The sequence below is a fragment of the Rossellomorea sp. KS-H15a genome, assembly GCF_024195245.1.
In the GTDB taxonomy this organism is placed as follows: Bacteria; Bacillota; Bacilli; order Bacillales; family Bacillaceae_B; genus Rossellomorea; species Rossellomorea vietnamensis.
This window is the reverse complement of sequence record NZ_CP096886.1, coordinates 3,736,557-3,756,577: the sequence shown is the minus strand read 5'-3', so window position 1 is coordinate 3,756,577 and position 20,021 is coordinate 3,736,557. Positions and strand designations below refer to the sequence as shown.

Sequence of the window (20,021 nt, the reverse complement as noted above, 5' to 3'; positions counted from 1 at the left end):
GGTTAGAGAACGAACTTCCAATACGCAAAGCAAATAAACGTACAAATCCACGAAACAAACCCAAAAGCGGTCACAATGGTCGTTTCACCCCATCCATATTTTAACCCGTAATGATAATGAATCGGAGTCATTCTGAAGATTCGCTTACCCCTCGATTTAAATGAAGCCACCTGTAGAATGACCGAAAGCTGTTCTGCAAAATAGATAAAGAATAGCAGAGGAATGAGAATCTCCACCTTTTCAATAACCGCAAGAAATGAAAGGGAGCCCCCTATCGCCAATGACCCAGTATCCCCCATAAAGGCCCGGGCAGGAAAGATATTATAAATGAGAAACCCGAGTAAGCAGCCAATCATCACTAAACAAAAAAGCTGTACCTCACTACTGTCCGAAATCATAAAAAAGAAGAAATAGGTAGGGATCGCGACCACCCCTAAAAGGCCGTCCAATCCGTCTGTAAAATTAATTGCATTGGCAGAACCGACAATAAACAAGGTGATGACAATGAGATATAAGGCCATTGGAAGATTGATAGAGAAATCTTGATAGATGCCGATGTTCGTATCTATTCCTTGTTCATTCATCAAGTAGTAAAGCAGGGTACCCGTAAATAGAAATTGGAAGATAAGCTTCGTTCTACTTGAAACACCGCCGGGATCTTGCCGGGACGCTTTCCAAAAATCATCCAAGAAGCCGATGAAGCTGAATAGAATGTAGGTAATGGCCAAGAAAAACATCAGGGGCGTAGGTGAAAAAAATAAGGAGACGATAATTCCGATAAAGAGAATGATTCCAAACATGAGCGGTGTACCCTTTTTAATCTGATGATTGGAAGGAAGCTCTTTTCGTATTGGTTGCAGGAGTTTTAATTTTCTTAAGAGTGCAATGAACAGAGGGGATAAAGCTGCGACTAAAACAAACGCAATAATGGCCGGGATTAATTGATCTCTCACTTTGTATCTTCTCCTATTCTATTTAATCGTCTATACAATAGTTCTATGAAGAGTGTGGATATCCTTTAATCGATTACAGAATTAGGTACTCAATCGAATGTTGCTTGCAAAAAAAGTGGATAGTAGGCAGGATATGACATAAACTGCAGCGAATATAATTAGGTAAAAAGTGGAATGTAGGTGGATGTGCTGAGTAAGATCATTGAGTATTACAATCAATTTGATGAATGGGGAAGACTTGAACGTGAACCTGTTGAATTTCAGGTGAATTGGCATTACATGAAAAAATATATGCCTCGTACAGGATCTGTTCTTGATAATGGAGCGGGGCCGGGAAAATATTCAATGGAACTTGCCAAAGCTGGGTTTAGGGTGACATTGATCGATTTGACCCCTCGATTAGTTGATGTGGCGAAAGGTAAAGCAAAGGAACTTCATTTAGAAGAACAGTTTGAAGGGTTTCATACAGCAGATGCCAGGGACCTTCACATGATTGAAGATGAACAGTTCGACTCTTCCCTCATGCTTGGTCCCATGTACCATCTGCAGGAAGAAAACGACCGTATAAGAGCAGTGAAAGAATTAAATCGAGTGACGAAAAAAGATGGATTGGTCTTTGTTGCGTTTATGCCGAGGATCAGACACATTCTCACATCGCTCCTATCCCCTGACCATTGGAGGCCTCATGATGAGATGGATAATATACTGCAATTTTCCCAATCAGGATGCTTTCATCACGCAGATGAAGGGCGATTTACAGGAGCCTATTATTTCGAAATAGAAGACATCAATCCTTTTATGGAAGAGAACGGGTTTGAAACAATCGACCTGATTGGTTCCAATTCAGGCACTGTTTTGAATCAAGGCAATTGGAATTACTGGAGAGAAAAAGGAGAAGAGGAAGTAAGGAAAATCATTGATTTGATTATCGAAAGAGCAACAGATCCTTATATCCTTGGCATTTCTTCTCACTTGCTTTATATCGGCCGGAAAAAATAAAATGGAGGGATTTTAGATGAACGAAAAATTGTTAAGGGTCGGAACTACCTATATTCCAGTGGCTGACGTGGAACGTTCTTCGGAATGGTACGTAACCAAATTGGAGGCAGAATTAAATTACAAGGATGAAGATAAGGCTATATTGAATCTTGCCAACCAAAGTATCTTTCTTGTGAAATCAAAAGAAAACGAGAGTGCTAACTTTATAGATGTCCATGGTAAGGAACGCTTTTCTTTAACATTTGAAGTGGATGGGTTAGAGGCTCTGGAAAATGTACGAGGGGATTTTATTCATCGCGGGATGAAGGTTGGAGAGATTGAGGACAGGGGTCACTCTGGGAGGAATTTTGTTTTTTATGATGTGGATGGGAATAAGTTTGATGTGTGGAGTGAACTAAGTCCGACGTTTAGGGAAAAGTATTTAGTTTCGGAATCAAAGTGATATAGATGGGTGGGCCACATCTGAGGGGTGTGGTTTTTTTTATGGTTGAGGTTTGCGGGTTCAGCTGCTGAATATTCGGCAAGAATCAGCAGTTGAATATTCCAATTAACTCAGCAGCTGATTAACAGAGGTTATTCAACCGCTGAATGCACCACGGTTCTAGGTTAAGATCGAAATTACTTTAACCTAACAAAAAAGGTGCTTATCCAGAACAGGATAAGCACCTTTTTAAAATTATTGTGCTACTTTCTCCTCACTCTCCAACTGCTGAGCACGTTGGCGCTTTGATTTACTGAAATACAGCAATTCATAAAACACAGGAACAACCACAAGCGTCAGCACCGTGGCACCGGCAAGACCTCCGATGACGACAACGGCAAGTGATTTCGACACGAGACTTCCATCTTCCGTGTGACCAAAGAGAAGGGGAAACATGGCACAGATGGTGGCAATCGCCGTCATGATGACCGGACGGAGACGGGTGCCGCACGCTTCCAGGATCGAGTCACGAATGATCATCGTTTCCTCATTCTGCTTCACGCGGTCAATCAAGACGATAGCGTTTGTCACAACAATTCCGATCAGCATCAACGCTCCAATTAGAGCCGTGGCGTCTGCAGGGACGCGGGCAATCAACAGTCCGAGAACTGCCCCGATTGAGGCGAGTGGCAGCGTGATGAGAATCGCGAGTGGTGCTTTCAACGTCTTAAAGGTCAGGACCATGATCAGGTAGACGATCATGATGGAAGCAAGCATCGTCATGCCAAGGTCCTTAAAGTCGTCGGCCTGCTGGGCAGCGGCGCCGCCGGTATCAAGGGAAACGCCTTTTGGCAGGTCGATATCCTTGATTTCGGTACCGATATTTTTCGAAATGACCGAAAGCTCTTCAGGTTTTACCTCTGCCGTGATCCGGACATATAAGTCACCATCTTTATGCAGGACGGTACTTGGTTTTTCTTCTTCCGTGATGGAAGCCACTTCCGTAAGAGGCTGGATGCCTGAGTTTGTGGCAATCGTCAAGTCTTTCAAATCTGACGTTGATTCAGGATTGACGCCTGCGTCCAGAAATACAGGTGTCGTTACATCATCCAGGTTGATGGCCCCGATCGGCTGTGGATTCAGTAATGAACGGATTTGCATGGCCGTTTGCTGGGCATTCGCTTTCTCCGTGTTGACGTTTACGGTGAAGACAGGTGACGTTTTCTCCTGGTTGCTTGAGACTTTCTTCACTCCGTCTACATCTTTGATCTTATCCATGATGGTTTTGGATGTGGTCAGAAGTTCATTTGAGTCATTTCCGACGACGTCATAAGTAATGCTTGAGTTGGATGAGCCTCCGAAGATGGAGGATGGTGATGCCGTGATCGTCACACCTTTTTCATCCTTCTTTGTTTCATTCACTTCTTCGATGAAGGATTCTGCATCGGATCCTTCTTTCATGATGACGGTATATACCGCTGTGTTTGGATCACTCACGGCTCCGTATTCGGCGTTTTCTTCACTTGCACCGTACTGGGTGATCAGGTAATCGTATCCTTCAAAACTTGATAATGTGTCTTCGAATTTCATCGTGCGGTCTTTGATTGTCTCTTCTGGTGTATCACTCGGGAACTCCATGGTGACAGCAACAAAAGAGGCGTCATTTGCACTCGTAGCAGCTTTCGGTAACGTGATATAAAGAGCGATGGATCCCCCGAATACAAGAATGGCCAACAGGATGGGAATCCATTTATGATTGAGTGACCAACGCAGCACATTCACATAGCGGTGCGGCGTGTTGTGTTTTGGCAAGGTTGTATTTTTCAACATACCTCGGCTTAATAATGGCACGACCGTAACGGCTACAAGCAGTGATGCGAGCAATGAATACGTAACAGTCAAACCGAATGGAAGCAGGAACGCTTTCAACGATCCGTTGACGAGTCCCATCGGCAGGAATACGGCGACTGTAATGAGAGTGGATGACGTAATCGCACGGGAAACTTCCTTTGTTGCGAGCAGGACATTCTGTTTGGAAAGCTTCTCATTCTGGCTACGCCGGAAAATATTCTCGACGACGACGATGCTGTCATCGACCAGTCGACCGACGGCCACCGCGACTCCTCCCAGTGTAAGGATGTTCAGGGTGACTCCGGATAACCAGAGCAGGAATAGTGTGATACAGAGTGACAATGGAATGGAAACGACGGTAATCAGGGTCGGCTTGAATTTTCTTAGGAACAACAGAATGACAAGCGTTGCGAACAGAGCACCAAGTGCTACTTCGCGAACCATGCTGTTCACCGAATTCTCTACCATATCCCCGGTGGTAAATAGTGCGGTTGCTTCCACACCTTTATAGTCCTTGTTGATTTGATCGACCGTATCTTTTACATCTTCACCAGCGGTAACGGCACTTGCATCGCTTTCTTTGAATAGGACGAATGCCAAAGCTTCTTTCCCATTGACACGGGTGATGGTGTTTTCCGCTTTCACTTTTTCAACGGTTGCGATGTCTTTCAATTTGACTGCAGGAGCATTCGGGGCCTGCAGTGGTACCGGCAAGTTCTTCAACGCATCAACGGATGTCAGATTGTCCGTGACGTTGATCGTACTTTTCTGGCCGTCAATCGTTGTACTTCCCGCAGAGGCGGAAACATCCTGCCCTTGCAGTACGCCCATCACTGCGTTAACCGGGATATGTAACTTCTCCAGTTTGTCGTGATCAAGATTGATTTGGACCCGCGGGCTGTTTTCTCCGGCAATGCTTACCTGAGACAATGAACCCTTATTTTCAAAGAGCGGTTTGAACTCATCATTGACAAGGTCAAGATTCTTTTTCGTCAATCCGTCATCAAATGTCACCGACACCTGACTGATCGGAATCATCGAAGTATTCAGCTGGGAGATTTGCGGTTGCCCGACTCCCTCTGGAAGCTGGATTCCTTTGATCGCTTCTTCCACCTTGTTTTTGGCTTCCTTCATGTCGCTTTTTGAATCGAAGTTGATGGTCACTTGGGAATATCCTTCTCCGGTGGTGGACAGGATGGATGTTTTTCCCGATATGGATGAGACCGACTGCTCCACGGGTTCCGTGATGTTCGTTGTCATGGATCCGGCGTCATACCCCTGTCCCAGGGTGACGACGGTCACTTGTGGATTATCCGCTTCAGGCAGAAATTCCATAGGCAGACGGAAATAACTGATGATGCCGAGAAGCAATGTGATGATGATAAATAGTGTCATGGCTGCCTTATTGCGGAATACCCAATTGGTTAAAGTTTGCATGTGTTTCCCCCCTAATACTGATTTGGCTTTTAACCTTCTTTTTAAAGATACTGTAATACGGACTGCATCACAGCCACCTCCAGGCTAATATTCGCCTAGGTCTTGAGGCGGATTTCCTCATGTCACAAAATTCATTTTACTGTAGAGCACTCCCTGTTATTCTTAAAAACTTGTAAATTTTATGTAAGGACATCCTCTGTGTAAAAATATTCCTGTCACAATATAGTATTATAGTATGAATGGTAAGAAGTGGGAATAGGGTATTTCATGTAAGCAAAAGTTTTATAAACCGATTGTTTATTTGAAGATTTTTTGGAATAATTGGAATTTAATGGATTAAAGGAATAAGAAAAAAATTTTAAATGAAGCCGACATATGTAGAGGGGGATTGATTATGAAAGATTTAAAAGCTTCTAATTGGATTAATCTCCTTGCTGCGATTGGAATCGTGATCAGTTTTTTCGTGTATGAGCCCTACACACATGTGCGAATTGTATTATTAATTTTCGCATTTACTGAACCGATGCTTCTGTACTTTCAAAAGAAAATGGAGCGTGCCAAACTTTGGTTCTGGGCATATTGTATTTTCATCCTGTCCAGTGTTTTTCTGGCTTATTCTTTAGATGAACCACTTATGATCACGTCTAAATTATTTTATTTCCTTCTCTATACCATGGTGTTGCTAACGGCAACATATAAAGGATTATTTCAATCAACTAAACAAAGTGAAAGCTAATGGTGATTGCATGATTTACATAATAATAAGAAAAGAGACGACAATCTATGAATATCCCAAATAAATTAATTGACTATTCCATCGTCTATGATGCGAGGAAAGAAGTGAATTCAGGAAAGTATGATCATAAAAAAATGATCATTGATGAGACAGTAAAGGAATTTAAAAAAGAGGTCGAAAATCGTAATGGGAAAGAGGTCATCGTCGTCTACGATTGGCGTAAGACACATAGTGGAATGGAAATCGTTATGTATGCATATGAGAAATAATCGTATTCTTACAGAGGAGAAGTGTGAGAATGAAGAGGATCATAGTCTTAGCCATTTTAGTGCTCTCGATATTAACCGCATGCAGTTCATCAAAGGATTCGTCAACCTTAAGCTTCAGTAAAGTGAAAACTGTCCCAGCTGATGTACAAAATAAAATCGAACCGGAATACACACTCCAGCTGATGGATGAAGGAAAAAAAGGTTCATATATCGTATTTCAATCAAGTGGGGAAGTAGAAACAGAGGTGGAGTCAAAAGATGATACGGTCACGATCAAGTTCAACACCTCCGCGTCAAAAGAGAATGTTGTGGGGCAACATGTCTATTATTTAACAAGAGATCAAGGGCAAGACGTCATTCATGTTTTAGTGGATGGGGAGCCTGCCGTTTTTGATAATGTTACTGGGTTGTGAGGAGAACGATTTTGCACGATGACAAAGAGAAAGGAACATTTATAATGACACAATCATTGATCTTCGATATGGATGGAACACTCTTTCAAACAGACAAAATATTAGAAGTCTCTCTGGATGATGCCTATGAACGATTACGGTCAGAAGGCAAGTGGGATGAGGAAACCCCGATTGAGAAATACCGGGAGATTATGGGTGTTCCTCTGCCAAAGGTATGGGAGGTACTGCTGCCTGACCATTCTCTTGAAGAAAGAGAGCAGACCGATGCCTTTTTCCTTGAGAGATTAATTCAGAATATAAGGAATGGAAAAGGGGCCCTATATCCTCATGTTCAGGAGGTTTTCAGTCATTTAAAAGAAAATGGATTCAGCCTTTACATAGCCAGTAACGGATTAATTGAATACTTAAACGCTATTGTTGATTATTATGACCTGGACCAATGGATAACGGAGACATTCAGTATTCAGCATATTGAATCTCTGAATAAATCAGATTTAGTCCGGCATATTGTGGATAAATACGAGATGACGAGTGGAGTTGTGGTAGGGGACCGGTTATCGGATATTCATGCGGCGAAGGACAATGGGTTGATTTCCATTGGCTGTCGTTTTGATTTTGCCCGGGAAGAGGAGCTTGCTCAGGCTGATGTGATCATTGAGGATTTACTGGAATTAAAAATGCTGTTTCCTGCAAAAAAGCAAGGTATTAAATGAAATCGTTCATTTGAAAAGGGGTATCCAAGTGATCCAACATAAATCGATCCATATCCTAAATGGAACAGAGATGTACAAACGTTTCAAAGAGACTGGGTTTCTTAAATCAGAAGAGATGATTCCATTTAACGAAGCCATGTGTTGGGGAGAGACGTGCGAAAACATATTTTCAGATGAGTTTATTGAGATGCGTTCGAAGGTTCATCATGTAACGCGGAATCAATATACTGACATCACCCTGAAGCCGTTGGAGCCACTCTTTCATGAGAGTGTGGACACTATTGCCTTGTGGTTTGATGAAGATATGTTCTGTCAAATGAATGTACTGACGATACTCGCTTGGCTGGAACAGAGGGAGTATAGAGGATCAATTGAGCTGCATCTTGTAGATCATCAGTATATGCCAGTGAAAAAGTATAGCTTAGAGGCGAAGGGGTATGCGGCCATTTACGAAAAAGTGATGATTCATCGAACGGTGCCTGAGGACATTGTGCTAGAGCCTTTAAAAAAGGGAGTTGAGCTTTATTTAAACTACCAGGAGAAGGATAGTGAACTGATGGTGTATATCCAGAAGCATCCGGATGTTCCGATAGAGAAGCTGGTATCGCTTTTGATTGAGAATTTTAGAGCGTATGGGTTGGGGGATACTCAATACTTTAAATTGATTGAGGATTGTCGTGAAATTCGATGACTTCTTTAGTTTAAATGTGTCCAATTCTTTTTAGTCGTTTAAAACTTTAACGAGGTGATTTAATGGGAGTTTATTATTTTGCTATTCTATTTATAGGGGTTTTTCTCATTTTCCGTGCTGGTTTGCAGGCGTCTAAGCAGGGTTCATTCCTAAAGCCAAGAGTGTTTGTCTACGGTGTTATGGGGGCTGTGTTGATTGGCCTCTCTATTTTCATGTTTACCCCGGGAAGTGCGGATATTGTGGCTGACCTATTAGGGATGACTGACTAGCGAAGTAAATGTTGTGTGAATTTAAAAGAGCGATTGGATATAATGATAAATGTTGAATGATACTTAAGAAAATAGATGAAAAGGAGAAGATCCACTATGAACAAGGTTACACCATTCTTAATGTTCCAAAACCGGGATGCCGAGGAAGCAATGAACTTTTACACCTCTCTGATTGAGGATTCTTCCATTACTAACATAGCTCGCTATGGTGCAAATGATAGTGGAGATGAAGGGACGGTCATGCAGGCGACGTTCACGTTGAAGGGACAAGAGTTTATGTGCATTGACAGCAATGTGAAGCATCAGTTTGACTTCACACCTTCTTTCTCCATATTCCTTACATGCGATACGGAAGAAGAACTTGAGACGATCTATGAGAAGCTGAGTGAAGGTGGTCAAGCGCTTATGCCACTTGGAGATTACGGATTCAGTAAAAAATTTGGCTGGCTGAATGACCGTTTTGGCGTTTCGTGGCAGCTGAATCTGCCTAACTGATTTTATGCTCAAAAGAAAATACGGAAACCGTGCTGATTGGAAGAGAATAGAACAAAGGAAATACGCTCAAACATATCTTCACACGAAGGAATTCCAAGGGTATATCACTCTGCTGAACACAGTGAAAGTGAAGGAACCTTTAATCACCCAATACGGAGACAGAGATGTGTGCATCGTTGATAACGGATATATGTGGCTTCAGCACTTTCCTTTGGAAAAAAATCATTCCGTCACTTCCATGTTTGATGAAAATGGAGAGATAGTCCAGTGGTACATAGATATATGCCTGGAAAATGGAGTGGAGGACGGTGTTCCGTGGATGGATGACCTCTACTTGGATATTGTGGTGCTACCATCAGGTGAGATCTTTCTCTTGGATGAGGATGATCTGGAACAGGCGTATAAAAATGGAACGATCTCTAAGGAGAAATATGATATAGCACTCAATGAAGTGAAAGAAATTATGAGTCAGTTAGATAATGATGAGTTTAGATTAATGACACTGACTCAAGAACATAAAAGAATGTTGGAGAACGAACTTAAGTAACAGAGTAAAGGTGTCTGACCCTCAACACATCGAGCCAGACACCCTTTTTATGTTATAAATTCATTCCGAAATACCTTGATTTATTCTTCAATGCCTCCATTAAACGTCCTCTCAAGCCCACTAACCATTCCGGTTCATGGTTCCACTGATCTTCTGTTGATTTCAAAATACGTACATACCCGTATAAATCGGCAAACCTCTTGAAAGCCGGAAGTAATGCCATCATATCATCCTGGATTTCAAATTCGGTTCGATACCCATCCAGGAAGCATTCTTTTTTCTCCTGGAACAATTCAGGCAGAATGCAGTCTTGCAAACTATCAAGTGTCCGCTCAATGTCCATTACATACCAATGATACATTGCATCATCAAAATCTATGACATAACAAGATTGAGATTGTGCATCATAAAACACATTGTCGTATTCAAAGTCATAATGAATCAATCCAAAATTGCTCTTTAATCTAGGAATGGATTTAAAATACTCTTGTAATAACTTTGTCTCTTTTATCGCTAATGTTTCATGAGGAAGATCCATCAGAATCGTCTCAATGGAAGTGAGGATATCGCAATAGGACCACCTGTCGGATTGAACAGGATGATACTCACTGGACAATCGATGAAGTTTTCCTAATGATTTTCCATAAGTGAAGATAATATGATTATTCAGATCAGTCTCGCTAATGGGTACACCTGGTACCTGTTTGAACACGGTAGCATAGTACTCACCCCATGGTGTTTGAACTTCAACCAACTTCTCTCCGCTTTTTGATTCCACAGCTTCTAATACGCCATATTCCTTTGAACGAAGATAAGAAATAAAATCAAGTTCCGCGAGAAGGTTTTCCAAGTACTTCTCTGATGTTGGGGCAAATCTGAGAAACTGGGTCTTTCCATTGAAATGAAAAGAATAAGTAGCATTCGATGATATTCTGTAGGTTGTGAACACGTCAGGTGATTGTCCATCACATTCCCAATTCCTTACCAACATTTCTGCCAGGTCTTCGTTGTTAAAAAGATATTTCAGCTTCAACATAAAACAGTCAACTCCTCATTTTGTTTGGTCATCCATTTGAGAAGAAAAACTGGAGAAGATATTGCTGTAAAAAGCGAAATATAAAAAGCCACAGGGTATATAAATTAACCCTGTGGCTAAAGATTTCGTTCTTCATCATAAGCAGATGTTGCCATACTCATTCTATTTTCACATTGTATCCGTATGAGTGAGAGGGCAATCCATATCATTCTCCAAGGTTATCTTCATGAAATTAGTCATTGCGTCATCTCACTCCCTTCGTTATCAGTATGAAAATTATACCATTTATAAGATTGGCAAATCAAGGGATTTCGAATGGGTGAGTATGAGGTATAATGAGTAGTAAATAAAATGAAAGCGGGTGGATGATCCATGAATAATATTACTAAAATGAAAATTCAAAAGCCGGCACATGAAATCTTCGAGGCATTTGTTGATCCCGAAAAAATAGGAGGGTTCTGGTTTTCTTCAAGCTCTGAAAGGTGGGAGGAAGGAAAGACGGTTACGTTGAGATATGAAGAGTATGACGCTCAGGGTGATATACACATAGTAGAAATCCAAGAAGAAAAGAAGATTGTCTTCGAGTGGGCAGGAAACCACAAAGTAACCATATCTTTTACTGAAGAAACAGGCAGCACAATCGTAGGGGTTAAAGAAGAAGGGTTCGATAAGGACAATGAGCATGTTATCAACGAATTAGTAGACAATAAAGAAGGCTGGGTATATATGCTAACATGCTTGAAGGGGTACATGGAGTATGGTGTGAACCTTAGGGCATCGCTTGTTAAATAAATCTGAATGATAGCCCATTTAACAAAAATCATCCTGTCACTGAAGGATGATTTTTATATAAATGAATACCTTGCATTATTAGGTAATATATTATATAAATATGTAAGGGGGTGTAAAATTTGGAAATTAATAAAGAGGTCTTAAAAGGTCATATCGATACATTGATTCTCTCGCTTCTGAATAGCCGTGATATGTATGGATATGAGCTGGCGAAAACGGTTCGTGAAAAAAGCGAAGATCAATTTGAATTAAAAGAAGGTACGCTTTATTTATCATTGAAAAGGCTGGAAAAAAACCAGTGGATCTCTTCTTACTGGGGTGATGAGCAGGGGCCGGGCGGAAGAAGGAAGTATTATACGCTTACCCAAATAGGCGAAGAGGGGTTTGAAGAGAAGCGCAGAGAGTGGCAATTTGTAAAGAAAATCATTGATACCTTTATTGAAGGGGGAGAGAACCTTGAGACAGATTGATGCATATGTAGATTCTGTTTATCAACATATCGGGGGGAACAGAAAAGAAATTCAGGAATTGAAGGCTGAGATGAAAAGTCACTTACTGGAGGCAGTTCATGAACTAAGAGCCGAAGGGATGGGTGAGCAAGAAGCCATTGATGTGGCCATTGAACGTTTCGGCGGGGAACAGGAGATGCGTTCGATTGTAGGACAGCTCTTCAAGGCTCAAAAAACTTTCGCTAAATGGGTCCTTTACCTTGCACTGGTTGTCCTTCTTTTTACCGTGTCTGCATTCGGATATTTATGGTCACTTGAAGAAGAAAATGCGAATGAAAATTCTGAAGTAGCTACACAAGTTTCAACTATCCTACAGGATAAAACCAGCGTTTCTGATGACATGAAAAATAAAATAAATAGCTTAATAGAAGGGACGGATCAAATCGCAAATGTTGAAATTTATGATGTAAGCAGTGTTAAGAATACTAATATGGTATTTGATTATGTCAGGGATACAAAGCCGGAATACCGTTACGAACAAAAAGTGTGGAGTCCAAAATGGCTTCAGGCTGATTTCTTTCCATATGGAAACGGGGATGGAAAACAGTGGTATGTGGAAATGGAAACAAGACATATGAGCGATTTGATGTCGATCATCTTGTTCTCGGGAATGGCGATTTATATCACATTGTTTACGATTTGGGCAACGGTTAATGCTTATCATCATAGAAGATTAAATATTGGGTGGATAGTGGTGTTTGCTTTGTTCAATGTCTTGGGGTATTTGGTTTATTACGTTGTGGGGAGAAAAAGCTTAAAACGAGAGTTAAAGAAGCATAACACGTTTAGCTGAATGACCAATATGAAGTTGTATTTAAAGAAGCTCAGAGCAATGATCTCTGAGCTTTTATCATCTTTATTCGTAGGTTTTCTACAAACTAAACTTCTCTTCCTACTTCTATTATACCACGCTAAAAAAATTCATTATAGACTGTTTCTTCCCATGCAGTACTGCTAAAATCAAATAACATTGATGGAGAAGGGGAGTGGCAGGATGAATTCATTGGTTCTCAGCTTTCAGGAAATGGAACCATCGGAGCTTTCGCTTGTGGGTGGAAAAGGCTTAAATCTAGGGTTGTTATCAACGATTCAAGGAATTCAGGTGCCGGATGGTTTCAGTGTGACGACGGTTGGATTTCGGAGAGCGGTAGAACAGAAAGAGAACTATCATACATTGCTCTCGAGGTTATCCAAGCTTAAACCCGAAGATCGGAATCAAATTAGGGAAATCAGCAAGGAGATTCGGAAAGTCCTCCTGAATGTAACGATTCCTTCCGATGTAGTGGAAGCCGTTAGACACTATCACTCCCGGTTTGGAGAGGAACATGCCTATGCCGTCCGTTCAAGTGCCACGGCGGAAGATTTGCCACATGCCTCTTTTGCCGGGCAGCAGGATTCGTACCTTCATGTGATCGGCATGGATTCAATCCTCGAGCATATCCGCAAGTGTTGGGCATCTCTTTTCACGGATCGGGCCGTCACTTATCGTATGCAAAATGGGTTTGATCACAGTGAGGTTCACATTTCCGTTATTATTCAGAGGATGGTATCCCCGCAGGTTTCAGGGATTCTGTTTACGGCTGATCCAGTGAGTTCCAATCGGAAAGTGGTTTCCATCGACGCAGGGTTTGGTCTTGGAGAAGCTTTGGTGTCCGGCCAGGTTTCACCAGATTCCTATAAAGTTCAGGACGGCATGATCATAGATAAGAAAATTGCAACGAAGAAATTGGCCATCTATGGGGTGAACGGTGGAGGGACGGAGACGCTGCCTATCCCTCCTGATCAGCAGCAGGCAGCGGCCCTTACGGATGAGCAGGTTATACAGCTCTCCCGAATCGGCAGGAAGATCGAAGGGCATTTTGCTTGTCCACAAGATATTGAATGGTGTTTGGAAGATGGCACCTTTTACATTGTGCAAACTAGGCCGATCACGACGCTATACCCGATTCCGGAAGCGGTTGATGGGGAGAATCGAGTATATCTTTCCGTCGGCCATCAGCAAATGATGACGGATGCCATGAAGCCTCTCGGTTTGTCCTTTTTCCTATTAACCACTCCTGCACCGATGAAAGTCGCCGGAGGAAGATTGTTTGTGGATTGCACCCCTCGGTTGGCATCACCTGCCAGCAGACAATCGTTCATGGAATTAATGGGCAAATCTGAACCACTTATAAAAGATGCTCTCACAACGATTATAGAAAGAAAAGACTTCATCAAAACGGTTGAGGATGTAGCTGAGCCTGCTCCAAGGAAAGGTGAAGTCGCTCCAATCGACCCGAATCCTGCCATCGTTGCAGAACTAATAAAGAAAAGTGAAGCCTCAATCGAACAGTTGAAACAAACCATTCATTCGAAAATGGGATCGGAGTTAATCGATTTCATCTTAGAAGATATGAAGGAATTAAAAAGGATTCTATTTGATCCCGAGAGTTCCCGGGTCATCATGGCTGCGATGGATGCTTTATTCTGGATCAATGACCATATGTACGAGTGGTTGGGAGAAAAAAATGTGGCAGATACACTGTCTCAATCGGTCCCGAACAATATCACGTCTGAAATGGGCTTGGCATTGATGGACGTAGCTGATGTGATACGTCCGCGTCAGGCAGTAATCGATTATTTGCACCAGGTAAAAGAGGACCATTTCCTGGATGAATTGGTGAAAGTCGAGGGTGGGGAAGAAGCCCGGGAAGCCATCGAAGACTTTCTCTCCAAATATGGGATGAGATGCAGCGGGGAAATTGATCTTTCGAGGATGCGCTGGAGTGAAAAGCCAACAATCATTATCCCAATGATCCTCAGGAACATCCAACGGTTCGAGCCGCAGGAAAGCAAACGTAAATTTGAGCAAGGGCGGCTAGAAGCGTTAGAAAAAGAACGAGAATTACTGGAGCGATTAAGCTCATTACCAGATGGTGAACAAAAGGTAAAAGAGACAAAAAGAAGGATCGATATCATCCGGCATTTCACCGGCTACAGGGAATATCCGAAATACGGCATGATTCACCGCTACTTTGTTTATAAGCAGGCATTATTAAAAGAAGCGGAACGGCTTGCAGAAAAGAATATACTTAAAGAAAAAGAGGACATTTTCTATCTTACATTCGAAGAATTACAGGACTTGGTGAAAACCAAGGAACGGGGAGATGCTCTCATTTGTAAGCGAAAAGAAGAGTATGACTTTTATGAAAAACTGACGCCGCCACGGGTGATCACGTCGGACGGAGAAATTATTTCCGGTGAATACAAGCGAGAAGATCTTCCCGAGGGTGCCATTGCCGGCTTGGCTGTTTCATCAGGAGTGATAGAAGGACGGGCACGTGTGATTGTCAATATGGAAAACGCGGATTTGGAAGAGGGAGATATCCTGGTTACCCCTTATACCGATCCGAGCTGGACACCGTTATTTGTCTCCATCAAAGGGTTAGTCACTGAAGTTGGCGGACTGATGACCCATGGAGCGGTGATTGCAAGGGAATATGGACTACCGGCTGTCGTCGGCATTGAACGTGCGACCCAGCGGATACAAGATGGACAAAGAATCCGTGTGCATGGGACAGAAGGGTATGTTGAGATATTGTAAGAGAAAATATAAGAGGGACGGACCTTGCATTCCAAGGTCCGTCCCTCATCTTTTACAACGGTGGAAGATCAAACTTTCCTTCTTCAAACAGTTGTTTGAGCATGTGTTTGGTGTAGCCGGCGGCTTGGGAGAACTGGATTTTGGCCGGCATTGGTGCTTCGTCGGCGTCGACTACGACGTCGATGATGCATGGTTTCTTTTGTTGGATCGCTTTTTGGAGCGATGGAAGGATGTCCTCCAGGCGTTCGACGCGGTATCCGACTCCACCACAGGCTTCCGCGTATTTAGCGAAGTCAGGGTTCTGGAGGTTTGTGCCGAATTCAATATTCCCCATCACTTCCTGCTCGAACTTGATCATGGCAATCTTATGATTGTTTAGGATTACGACGATGATGGGTAAGTCATATTTGACCGCCGTGACGAAGTCCGCCATCGTCATGGCGAAACCGCCGTCGCCGCATATCGCGAACACCTGTCGATCCGGATAGGCGATTTGACCGGCAATGGCACCAGGAAGACCACAGCCGAGGGTCGCGAGCCAGCTCGAAATGATGAAGGACTGATTGGTAATCGGGAAATGCCTTGCCATCCAAACCGTTACGTTTCCGACGTCAACGGACAGGATGGCGTCGTCTGATGCGACTTCCTTTAGGGCATGAATCAGTCGCTGCGGTTTGAGCGGGACCGATCCATCCACCTCCTGTGATTCTAAGTTATCCCACCATTTGCTCGTGCGTTCCTGATTTTTCTCCAGGAATGTTCGATCTTCTTTCCTTAAGACATGTTCGGTCAGCCACTTAAGGGAAGTACCGGCATCCCCGGCAAGACCGACATCAACGGGGTAGCGCTTCCCGATTTGGGATGGGTCAATGTCGATATGGATCGTTTTGGCACTGTCAGGCAGAAATCCAGTGAACGGGAATGAGGTCCCGATCATCATGAGCAAATCGGCTTCCTGCATCGCTTCATACGAAGGCTTTGTCCCGATCAGGCCAAGACCTCCCAAGCAATACGGATGCTTATCAGGTATGACCCCTTTACCAGGCAGAGTCAGCACAATGGGTGCCCCCACTTTTTCAGCAAAAGACAATAGTGTTTCGCGGTGCCCATGGACACCTTTTCCCGCAAGAATGATCGGTCGTTCCGCACCCTCGATCAGTTCTTTTGCTTTTTGCAAATCCTCAGGAAGAGGCGCAATGTTCTGCTTTACTGAAAAATGGGACGTCACACGTGCTTCTTTTCCGACTTCAAAGCGCGGGATGTCATCCGGGATGGTCAGGACAGACACCCCTTTTTTCGCATAGGCTGTCCGGATTGCCTGATTGACGACGGCGGGGAGTTGATCGGCGGACATGATGCGCTGATTATACACGGCTACATCGTCGAACATCCGCTCAAGATTCACTTCTTGAAAAGAGTCCGTCCCTAACAGGTCCGTTTCTACTTGACCTGTGATGGCTAACACCGGAGCTTTATCAAGCTTGGCATCATACAAACCATTTAGAAGATGGATCGCACCTGGACCGGCAATCGCCGTGCATACCCCCAGTTTCCCTGTTAATTTCGCATATGCGGCAGCGGCCAGTGCCCCTGCTTCCTCATGCCTGACTTGTATAAACTTGATTTTGTCCTGTCTTTTTCGAAGTGGTTCTATAATGGAATTGATGGAGTCCCCGGGCATCCCGTAAATATGGTCGACTCCCCATTCAATCAAGAGATCAATCAACTTTTCTCCAGCGTTCTGTTTGAACATTACATCGTCTCCTCTCGAAATTGGTTATTCCTATTTTGGTTCAATACTTCCTAAATTACTCAATATTTCTATTCCGAGATGCACATACTGAAAAAAAAGATCTGGAGTGATGAAAATGAAGAAGCTTGTGTTCCTTCGACACGGCGAGAGCCTCTATAATCTTGAAAACAGGTTCACCGGTTGGACAGATGTCGATTTAACCGATGACGGCTATTCAGAAGCAAGAAAAGCAGGGGCTGTCCTGAAGAAACACGGATTCATTTTCGATGTGGCCCATACATCTGTTTTGAAACGCGCAATCCGAACCTTATGGATCGCTCTGCACGAAATGGACCTGGTCTGGATTCCCGTGTATAAATCATGGAGGTTAAATGAGCGGCATTATGGGGGTCTGCAGGGACTGGATAAAGATGAAGTGACGGAGCAATTCGGGGAAGAGCAGGTTCATGAATGGAGGCGGTCTGCCGATGTTCGGCCACCTGCGATTTCAGAAGAGGGCCATCGCGAAAATCTGTCCGATCCGAAATACGCCACCGTTGGCAAGGAGAATATGCCTTTATCAGAAAGTCTCCTCGATACGGAAAAGAGGGCACTCGTCTATTGGCATGAGGTGATTGTCCCGAGCATCCGGGACAATAAACGTGTCATCATCTCCGCCCACGGAAACACGCTTCGGGCACTCGTTAAATTCCTTGACCACATCCCGGATGACGGAGTTGTCAGTCTCAACATACCTAATGGCATCCCACTGGTGTATGAACTGGATGACGACTTGAAACCCATCAGGCATTATTATTTGGACGACGAGGGAGAGGTTCCTCATGATCGAATTCCGCGGCACATGGATATAGAGGATAGGGAGAATTGGGATTGGATGGGATGAATGTATTAAGGAGTACTAGTGGCTAAAAGTACTTTTATCGAAGTGAAAATTCTAATTGTATGGGTTCATTATTCGTGGTAAAAAATCAATGTAATTCAAAAACGATATGGTCCGTGTCGGTGCGACGGACCATATCTTTTTGATGATTTCATGTTCCATTAAAGCCCCTTTAACGGAATAACTTATTTACTTTTATCTAAGGGTCCATTAACCCCTTCAAAATGTTTGTATATCTCATTTTTAGTATAACCTGAAATACCACCTTGACTAATTATCTCGTTATCATATTGATAATAATAAATGGCATTTGGTTCATCATTAAATACGACTGATATACTCCAGGGCTCATAGGAAAGCAGAAAAGCTTGCACTGAATGCTCAATTTCAATTTTTGTTATTTCACTTTCTTTATAGCCTTTGTCTTCTGTCAAATACCTAAATATTTCATCTTTTCGCTTTTTTTCACCTGCATCTGCATAGATGAGATATGACATATAAGCAAGTAAAATTATAGCCAATGGAATTGCGAGTATTACTTTTTTGTTTTTGATAATAGTAGACAAAACCTTTCCCCCTTTTTGTGAACAAAAACCCTTTTGGTGTAATTATACACTAAAAGGGTTTATTTATAATTAAATTATCAGTTTATTTAAGGGTTGAGATGAGGTGTATTCCATTAAGTTGTCCATTACATCATTACGACGGTCCTAAAATCTCAGAATCAAGCTTGTCCAGCCAATTATGTACCAACGAATTGAACACATCCTCCTGCTCAATCTGCACATTATGACCACCCATATCAAGCACGGCGAAGGTTGCCCTTGGATAATTCTCGATTAATCGCCACGCATCCAGATATCCGACTACATGATCTTGCCGTCCGGTGACAATCAGCGTTGGACAGTCAAGTGTATGTGAAAGCTCGAAGGTGAAGCCATAGCCATTTTCCCGGATTCTGTTTACGAATTCCTCATTCGTTTGAGTGGAAGGAAGCAGGATGTCATCACGGAACCTTTCCCATTCCCTCTGACCTTGCACGACACCCATCGCTGAAAAAGCTTCTGCTTCCAGTGAGGAGAGATTCGATAGTAAGTCAGGGTCCTTTTTTAATACGATCTGCTTTGGCAGTTCTCTTTTATCCGTATCGGGTATGACCATGGGTGCCAGAAGCATTAAGCCCCGAACTCTATCTTGTCGGGCCTCTACGATTCCCCTCGCCATATAGCCTCCATACGAATATCCGCACACGATGAAGGGTTGATCGGGAATCAACTCGTCCAGTATTGCCAGCACAGCTTCCAACATATCGTCGGAATCCTTGATTGAAGGTTGTGCTTCCGATTTCCCCATTCCAGGCAGATCTATGTAAATCCGTTTCCATCCGGTGCGGTTCTCGAAGTTCGGTTCCATTGCATGCCTCATGGCCTGATGATCCAGCGTCCACCCATGCACCATTACAATGGGAAATCCTTCTCCGATGATTTTATGGTAAATAGCCACGTATATTCCCCTCCTTTTAATCTATTAAAAGTATATGTTATTTTCTGGATTAATCAAAGGATCCTTCTTCATGCGTGTTTTATGGTGCAATTTCTATGGACGTTTAAGCTGTGAAAACCAAGAAACGAAGGGCGGTATGTATGATAAAGTATTAAGAACAGAACCTTTAAA

At 42.9% G+C, this 20,021-nt stretch carries 21 protein-coding genes; 15 read left to right on the top strand and 6 right to left on the bottom strand.

Annotated features, from left to right (window positions below):
• Window positions 1–2 precede the first annotated feature (2 nt).
• Window positions 3–953, bottom strand: coding sequence for a phospho-N-acetylmuramoyl-pentapeptide-transferase (gene mraY / locus M1J35_RS19250; RefSeq protein WP_254651983.1), 951 nt, complete (start codon window positions 951–953; stop codon window positions 3–5).
• 189 nt (window positions 954–1,142) lie between these two features.
• Here mraY and M1J35_RS19245 point away from each other — a divergent pair, with 189 nt between their 5' ends.
• Window positions 1,143–1,952: a class I SAM-dependent methyltransferase gene (locus tag M1J35_RS19245; protein WP_224521037.1), complete on the top strand. Its 810-nt coding sequence runs from the start codon at window positions 1,143–1,145 to the stop codon at window positions 1,950–1,952.
• Between the two features lie 16 nt (window positions 1,953–1,968).
• Window positions 1,969–2,394 carry a VOC family protein gene (locus M1J35_RS19240; RefSeq protein ID WP_254651982.1) on the top strand — a complete coding sequence of 142 codons (426 nt, stop codon included), beginning with the start codon at window positions 1,969–1,971 and terminating at the stop codon, window positions 2,392–2,394.
• A gap of 234 nt (window positions 2,395–2,628) precedes the next feature.
• On the opposite strand, the gene M1J35_RS19235 is transcribed toward M1J35_RS19240, so the two are convergent.
• Window positions 2,629–5,661, bottom strand: coding sequence for an efflux RND transporter permease subunit (locus M1J35_RS19235; RefSeq protein WP_254651981.1), 3,033 nt, complete (start codon window positions 5,659–5,661; stop codon window positions 2,629–2,631).
• A 394-nt stretch (window positions 5,662–6,055) separates the two neighbouring features.
• Here M1J35_RS19235 and M1J35_RS19230 point away from each other — a divergent pair, with 394 nt between their 5' ends.
• From M1J35_RS19230 to M1J35_RS19195, 8 genes are all read left to right on the top strand, one after another.
• Window positions 6,056–6,397: a hypothetical protein gene (locus tag M1J35_RS19230; protein ID WP_254651980.1), complete on the top strand. Its 342-nt coding sequence runs from the start codon at window positions 6,056–6,058 to the stop codon at window positions 6,395–6,397.
• Between the two features lie 47 nt (window positions 6,398–6,444).
• On the top strand, window positions 6,445–6,666 hold the full coding sequence (locus tag M1J35_RS19225) for a hypothetical protein (RefSeq protein WP_254651979.1): 222 nt from the start codon (window positions 6,445–6,447) through the stop codon (window positions 6,664–6,666).
• A 29-nt stretch (window positions 6,667–6,695) separates the two neighbouring features.
• Window positions 6,696–7,079 carry a hypothetical protein gene (locus M1J35_RS19220; protein ID WP_254651978.1) on the top strand — a complete coding sequence of 128 codons (384 nt, stop codon included), beginning with the start codon at window positions 6,696–6,698 and terminating at the stop codon, window positions 7,077–7,079.
• A gap of 44 nt (window positions 7,080–7,123) precedes the next feature.
• Window positions 7,124–7,792: an HAD family hydrolase gene (locus M1J35_RS19215; protein ID WP_254653806.1), complete on the top strand. Its 669-nt coding sequence runs from the start codon at window positions 7,124–7,126 to the stop codon at window positions 7,790–7,792.
• A 28-nt stretch (window positions 7,793–7,820) separates the two neighbouring features.
• A complete protein-coding gene (locus M1J35_RS19210) occupies window positions 7,821–8,483 on the top strand; it encodes an AraC family transcriptional regulator (protein WP_254651977.1) in 663 nt (220 codons plus the stop codon).
• 62 nt (window positions 8,484–8,545) lie between these two features.
• Entirely contained in the window at window positions 8,546–8,752 is a 207-nt protein-coding gene (locus tag M1J35_RS19205) for a hypothetical protein (protein WP_229593778.1), read from the top strand.
• Between the two features lie 96 nt (window positions 8,753–8,848).
• Window positions 8,849–9,247, top strand: coding sequence for a VOC family protein (locus M1J35_RS19200; protein ID WP_034756807.1), 399 nt, complete (start codon window positions 8,849–8,851; stop codon window positions 9,245–9,247).
• Window positions 9,248–9,251: 4 nt separating this feature from the next.
• The gene (locus M1J35_RS19195; RefSeq protein WP_254651976.1) at window positions 9,252–9,794 is read left to right on the top strand and encodes a ribonuclease FAU-1 family protein; all 543 of its coding nucleotides are present in this window, start codon (window positions 9,252–9,254) and stop codon (window positions 9,792–9,794) included.
• Window positions 9,795–9,846: 52 nt separating this feature from the next.
• On the opposite strand, the gene M1J35_RS19190 is transcribed toward M1J35_RS19195, so the two are convergent.
• The gene (locus M1J35_RS19190; protein WP_254651975.1) at window positions 9,847–10,830 is read right to left on the bottom strand and encodes a phosphotransferase enzyme family protein; all 984 of its coding nucleotides are present in this window, start codon (window positions 10,828–10,830) and stop codon (window positions 9,847–9,849) included.
• A 372-nt stretch (window positions 10,831–11,202) separates the two neighbouring features.
• Here M1J35_RS19190 and M1J35_RS19185 point away from each other — a divergent pair, with 372 nt between their 5' ends.
• From M1J35_RS19185 to ppsA, 4 genes are all read left to right on the top strand, one after another.
• Entirely contained in the window at window positions 11,203–11,622 is a 420-nt protein-coding gene (locus tag M1J35_RS19185; RefSeq protein ID WP_034756812.1) for an SRPBCC family protein, read from the top strand.
• Window positions 11,623–11,741: 119 nt separating this feature from the next.
• Window positions 11,742–12,092 carry a PadR family transcriptional regulator gene (locus M1J35_RS19180; protein ID WP_061809375.1) on the top strand — a complete coding sequence of 117 codons (351 nt, stop codon included), beginning with the start codon at window positions 11,742–11,744 and terminating at the stop codon, window positions 12,090–12,092.
• On the top strand, window positions 12,079–12,924 hold the full coding sequence (locus tag M1J35_RS19175; RefSeq protein ID WP_254651974.1) for a permease prefix domain 1-containing protein: 846 nt from the start codon (window positions 12,079–12,081) through the stop codon (window positions 12,922–12,924). The genes M1J35_RS19180 and M1J35_RS19175 overlap by 14 nt, the downstream gene beginning before the upstream one ends.
• 201 nt (window positions 12,925–13,125) lie before the next feature.
• The gene (gene ppsA / locus M1J35_RS19170; protein WP_254651973.1) at window positions 13,126–15,714 is read left to right on the top strand and encodes a phosphoenolpyruvate synthase; all 2,589 of its coding nucleotides are present in this window, start codon (window positions 13,126–13,128) and stop codon (window positions 15,712–15,714) included.
• Between the two features lie 52 nt (window positions 15,715–15,766).
• On the opposite strand, the gene M1J35_RS19165 is transcribed toward ppsA, so the two are convergent.
• Window positions 15,767–17,467: a pyruvate oxidase gene (locus tag M1J35_RS19165; RefSeq protein WP_254651972.1), complete on the bottom strand. Its 1,701-nt coding sequence runs from the start codon at window positions 17,465–17,467 to the stop codon at window positions 15,767–15,769.
• A 115-nt stretch (window positions 17,468–17,582) separates the two neighbouring features.
• Between M1J35_RS19165 and gpmA the strand changes: the two genes are divergently transcribed.
• Entirely contained in the window at window positions 17,583–18,350 is a 768-nt protein-coding gene (gene gpmA / locus M1J35_RS19160; RefSeq protein WP_079532757.1) for a 2,3-diphosphoglycerate-dependent phosphoglycerate mutase, read from the top strand.
• A 182-nt stretch (window positions 18,351–18,532) separates the two neighbouring features.
• Here gpmA and M1J35_RS19155 read toward each other — a convergent pair whose 3' ends face one another.
• Together M1J35_RS19155 and M1J35_RS19150 are read right to left on the bottom strand one after the other, a co-directional pair.
• Window positions 18,533–18,913, bottom strand: a complete 381-nt coding sequence (locus tag M1J35_RS19155; RefSeq protein WP_254651971.1) for a DUF3139 domain-containing protein — start codon at window positions 18,911–18,913, stop codon at window positions 18,533–18,535.
• 133 nt (window positions 18,914–19,046) lie between these two features.
• Window positions 19,047–19,850: an alpha/beta fold hydrolase gene (locus tag M1J35_RS19150; RefSeq protein ID WP_254651970.1), complete on the bottom strand. Its 804-nt coding sequence runs from the start codon at window positions 19,848–19,850 to the stop codon at window positions 19,047–19,049.
• Window positions 19,851–20,021: the final 171 nt, after the last annotated feature.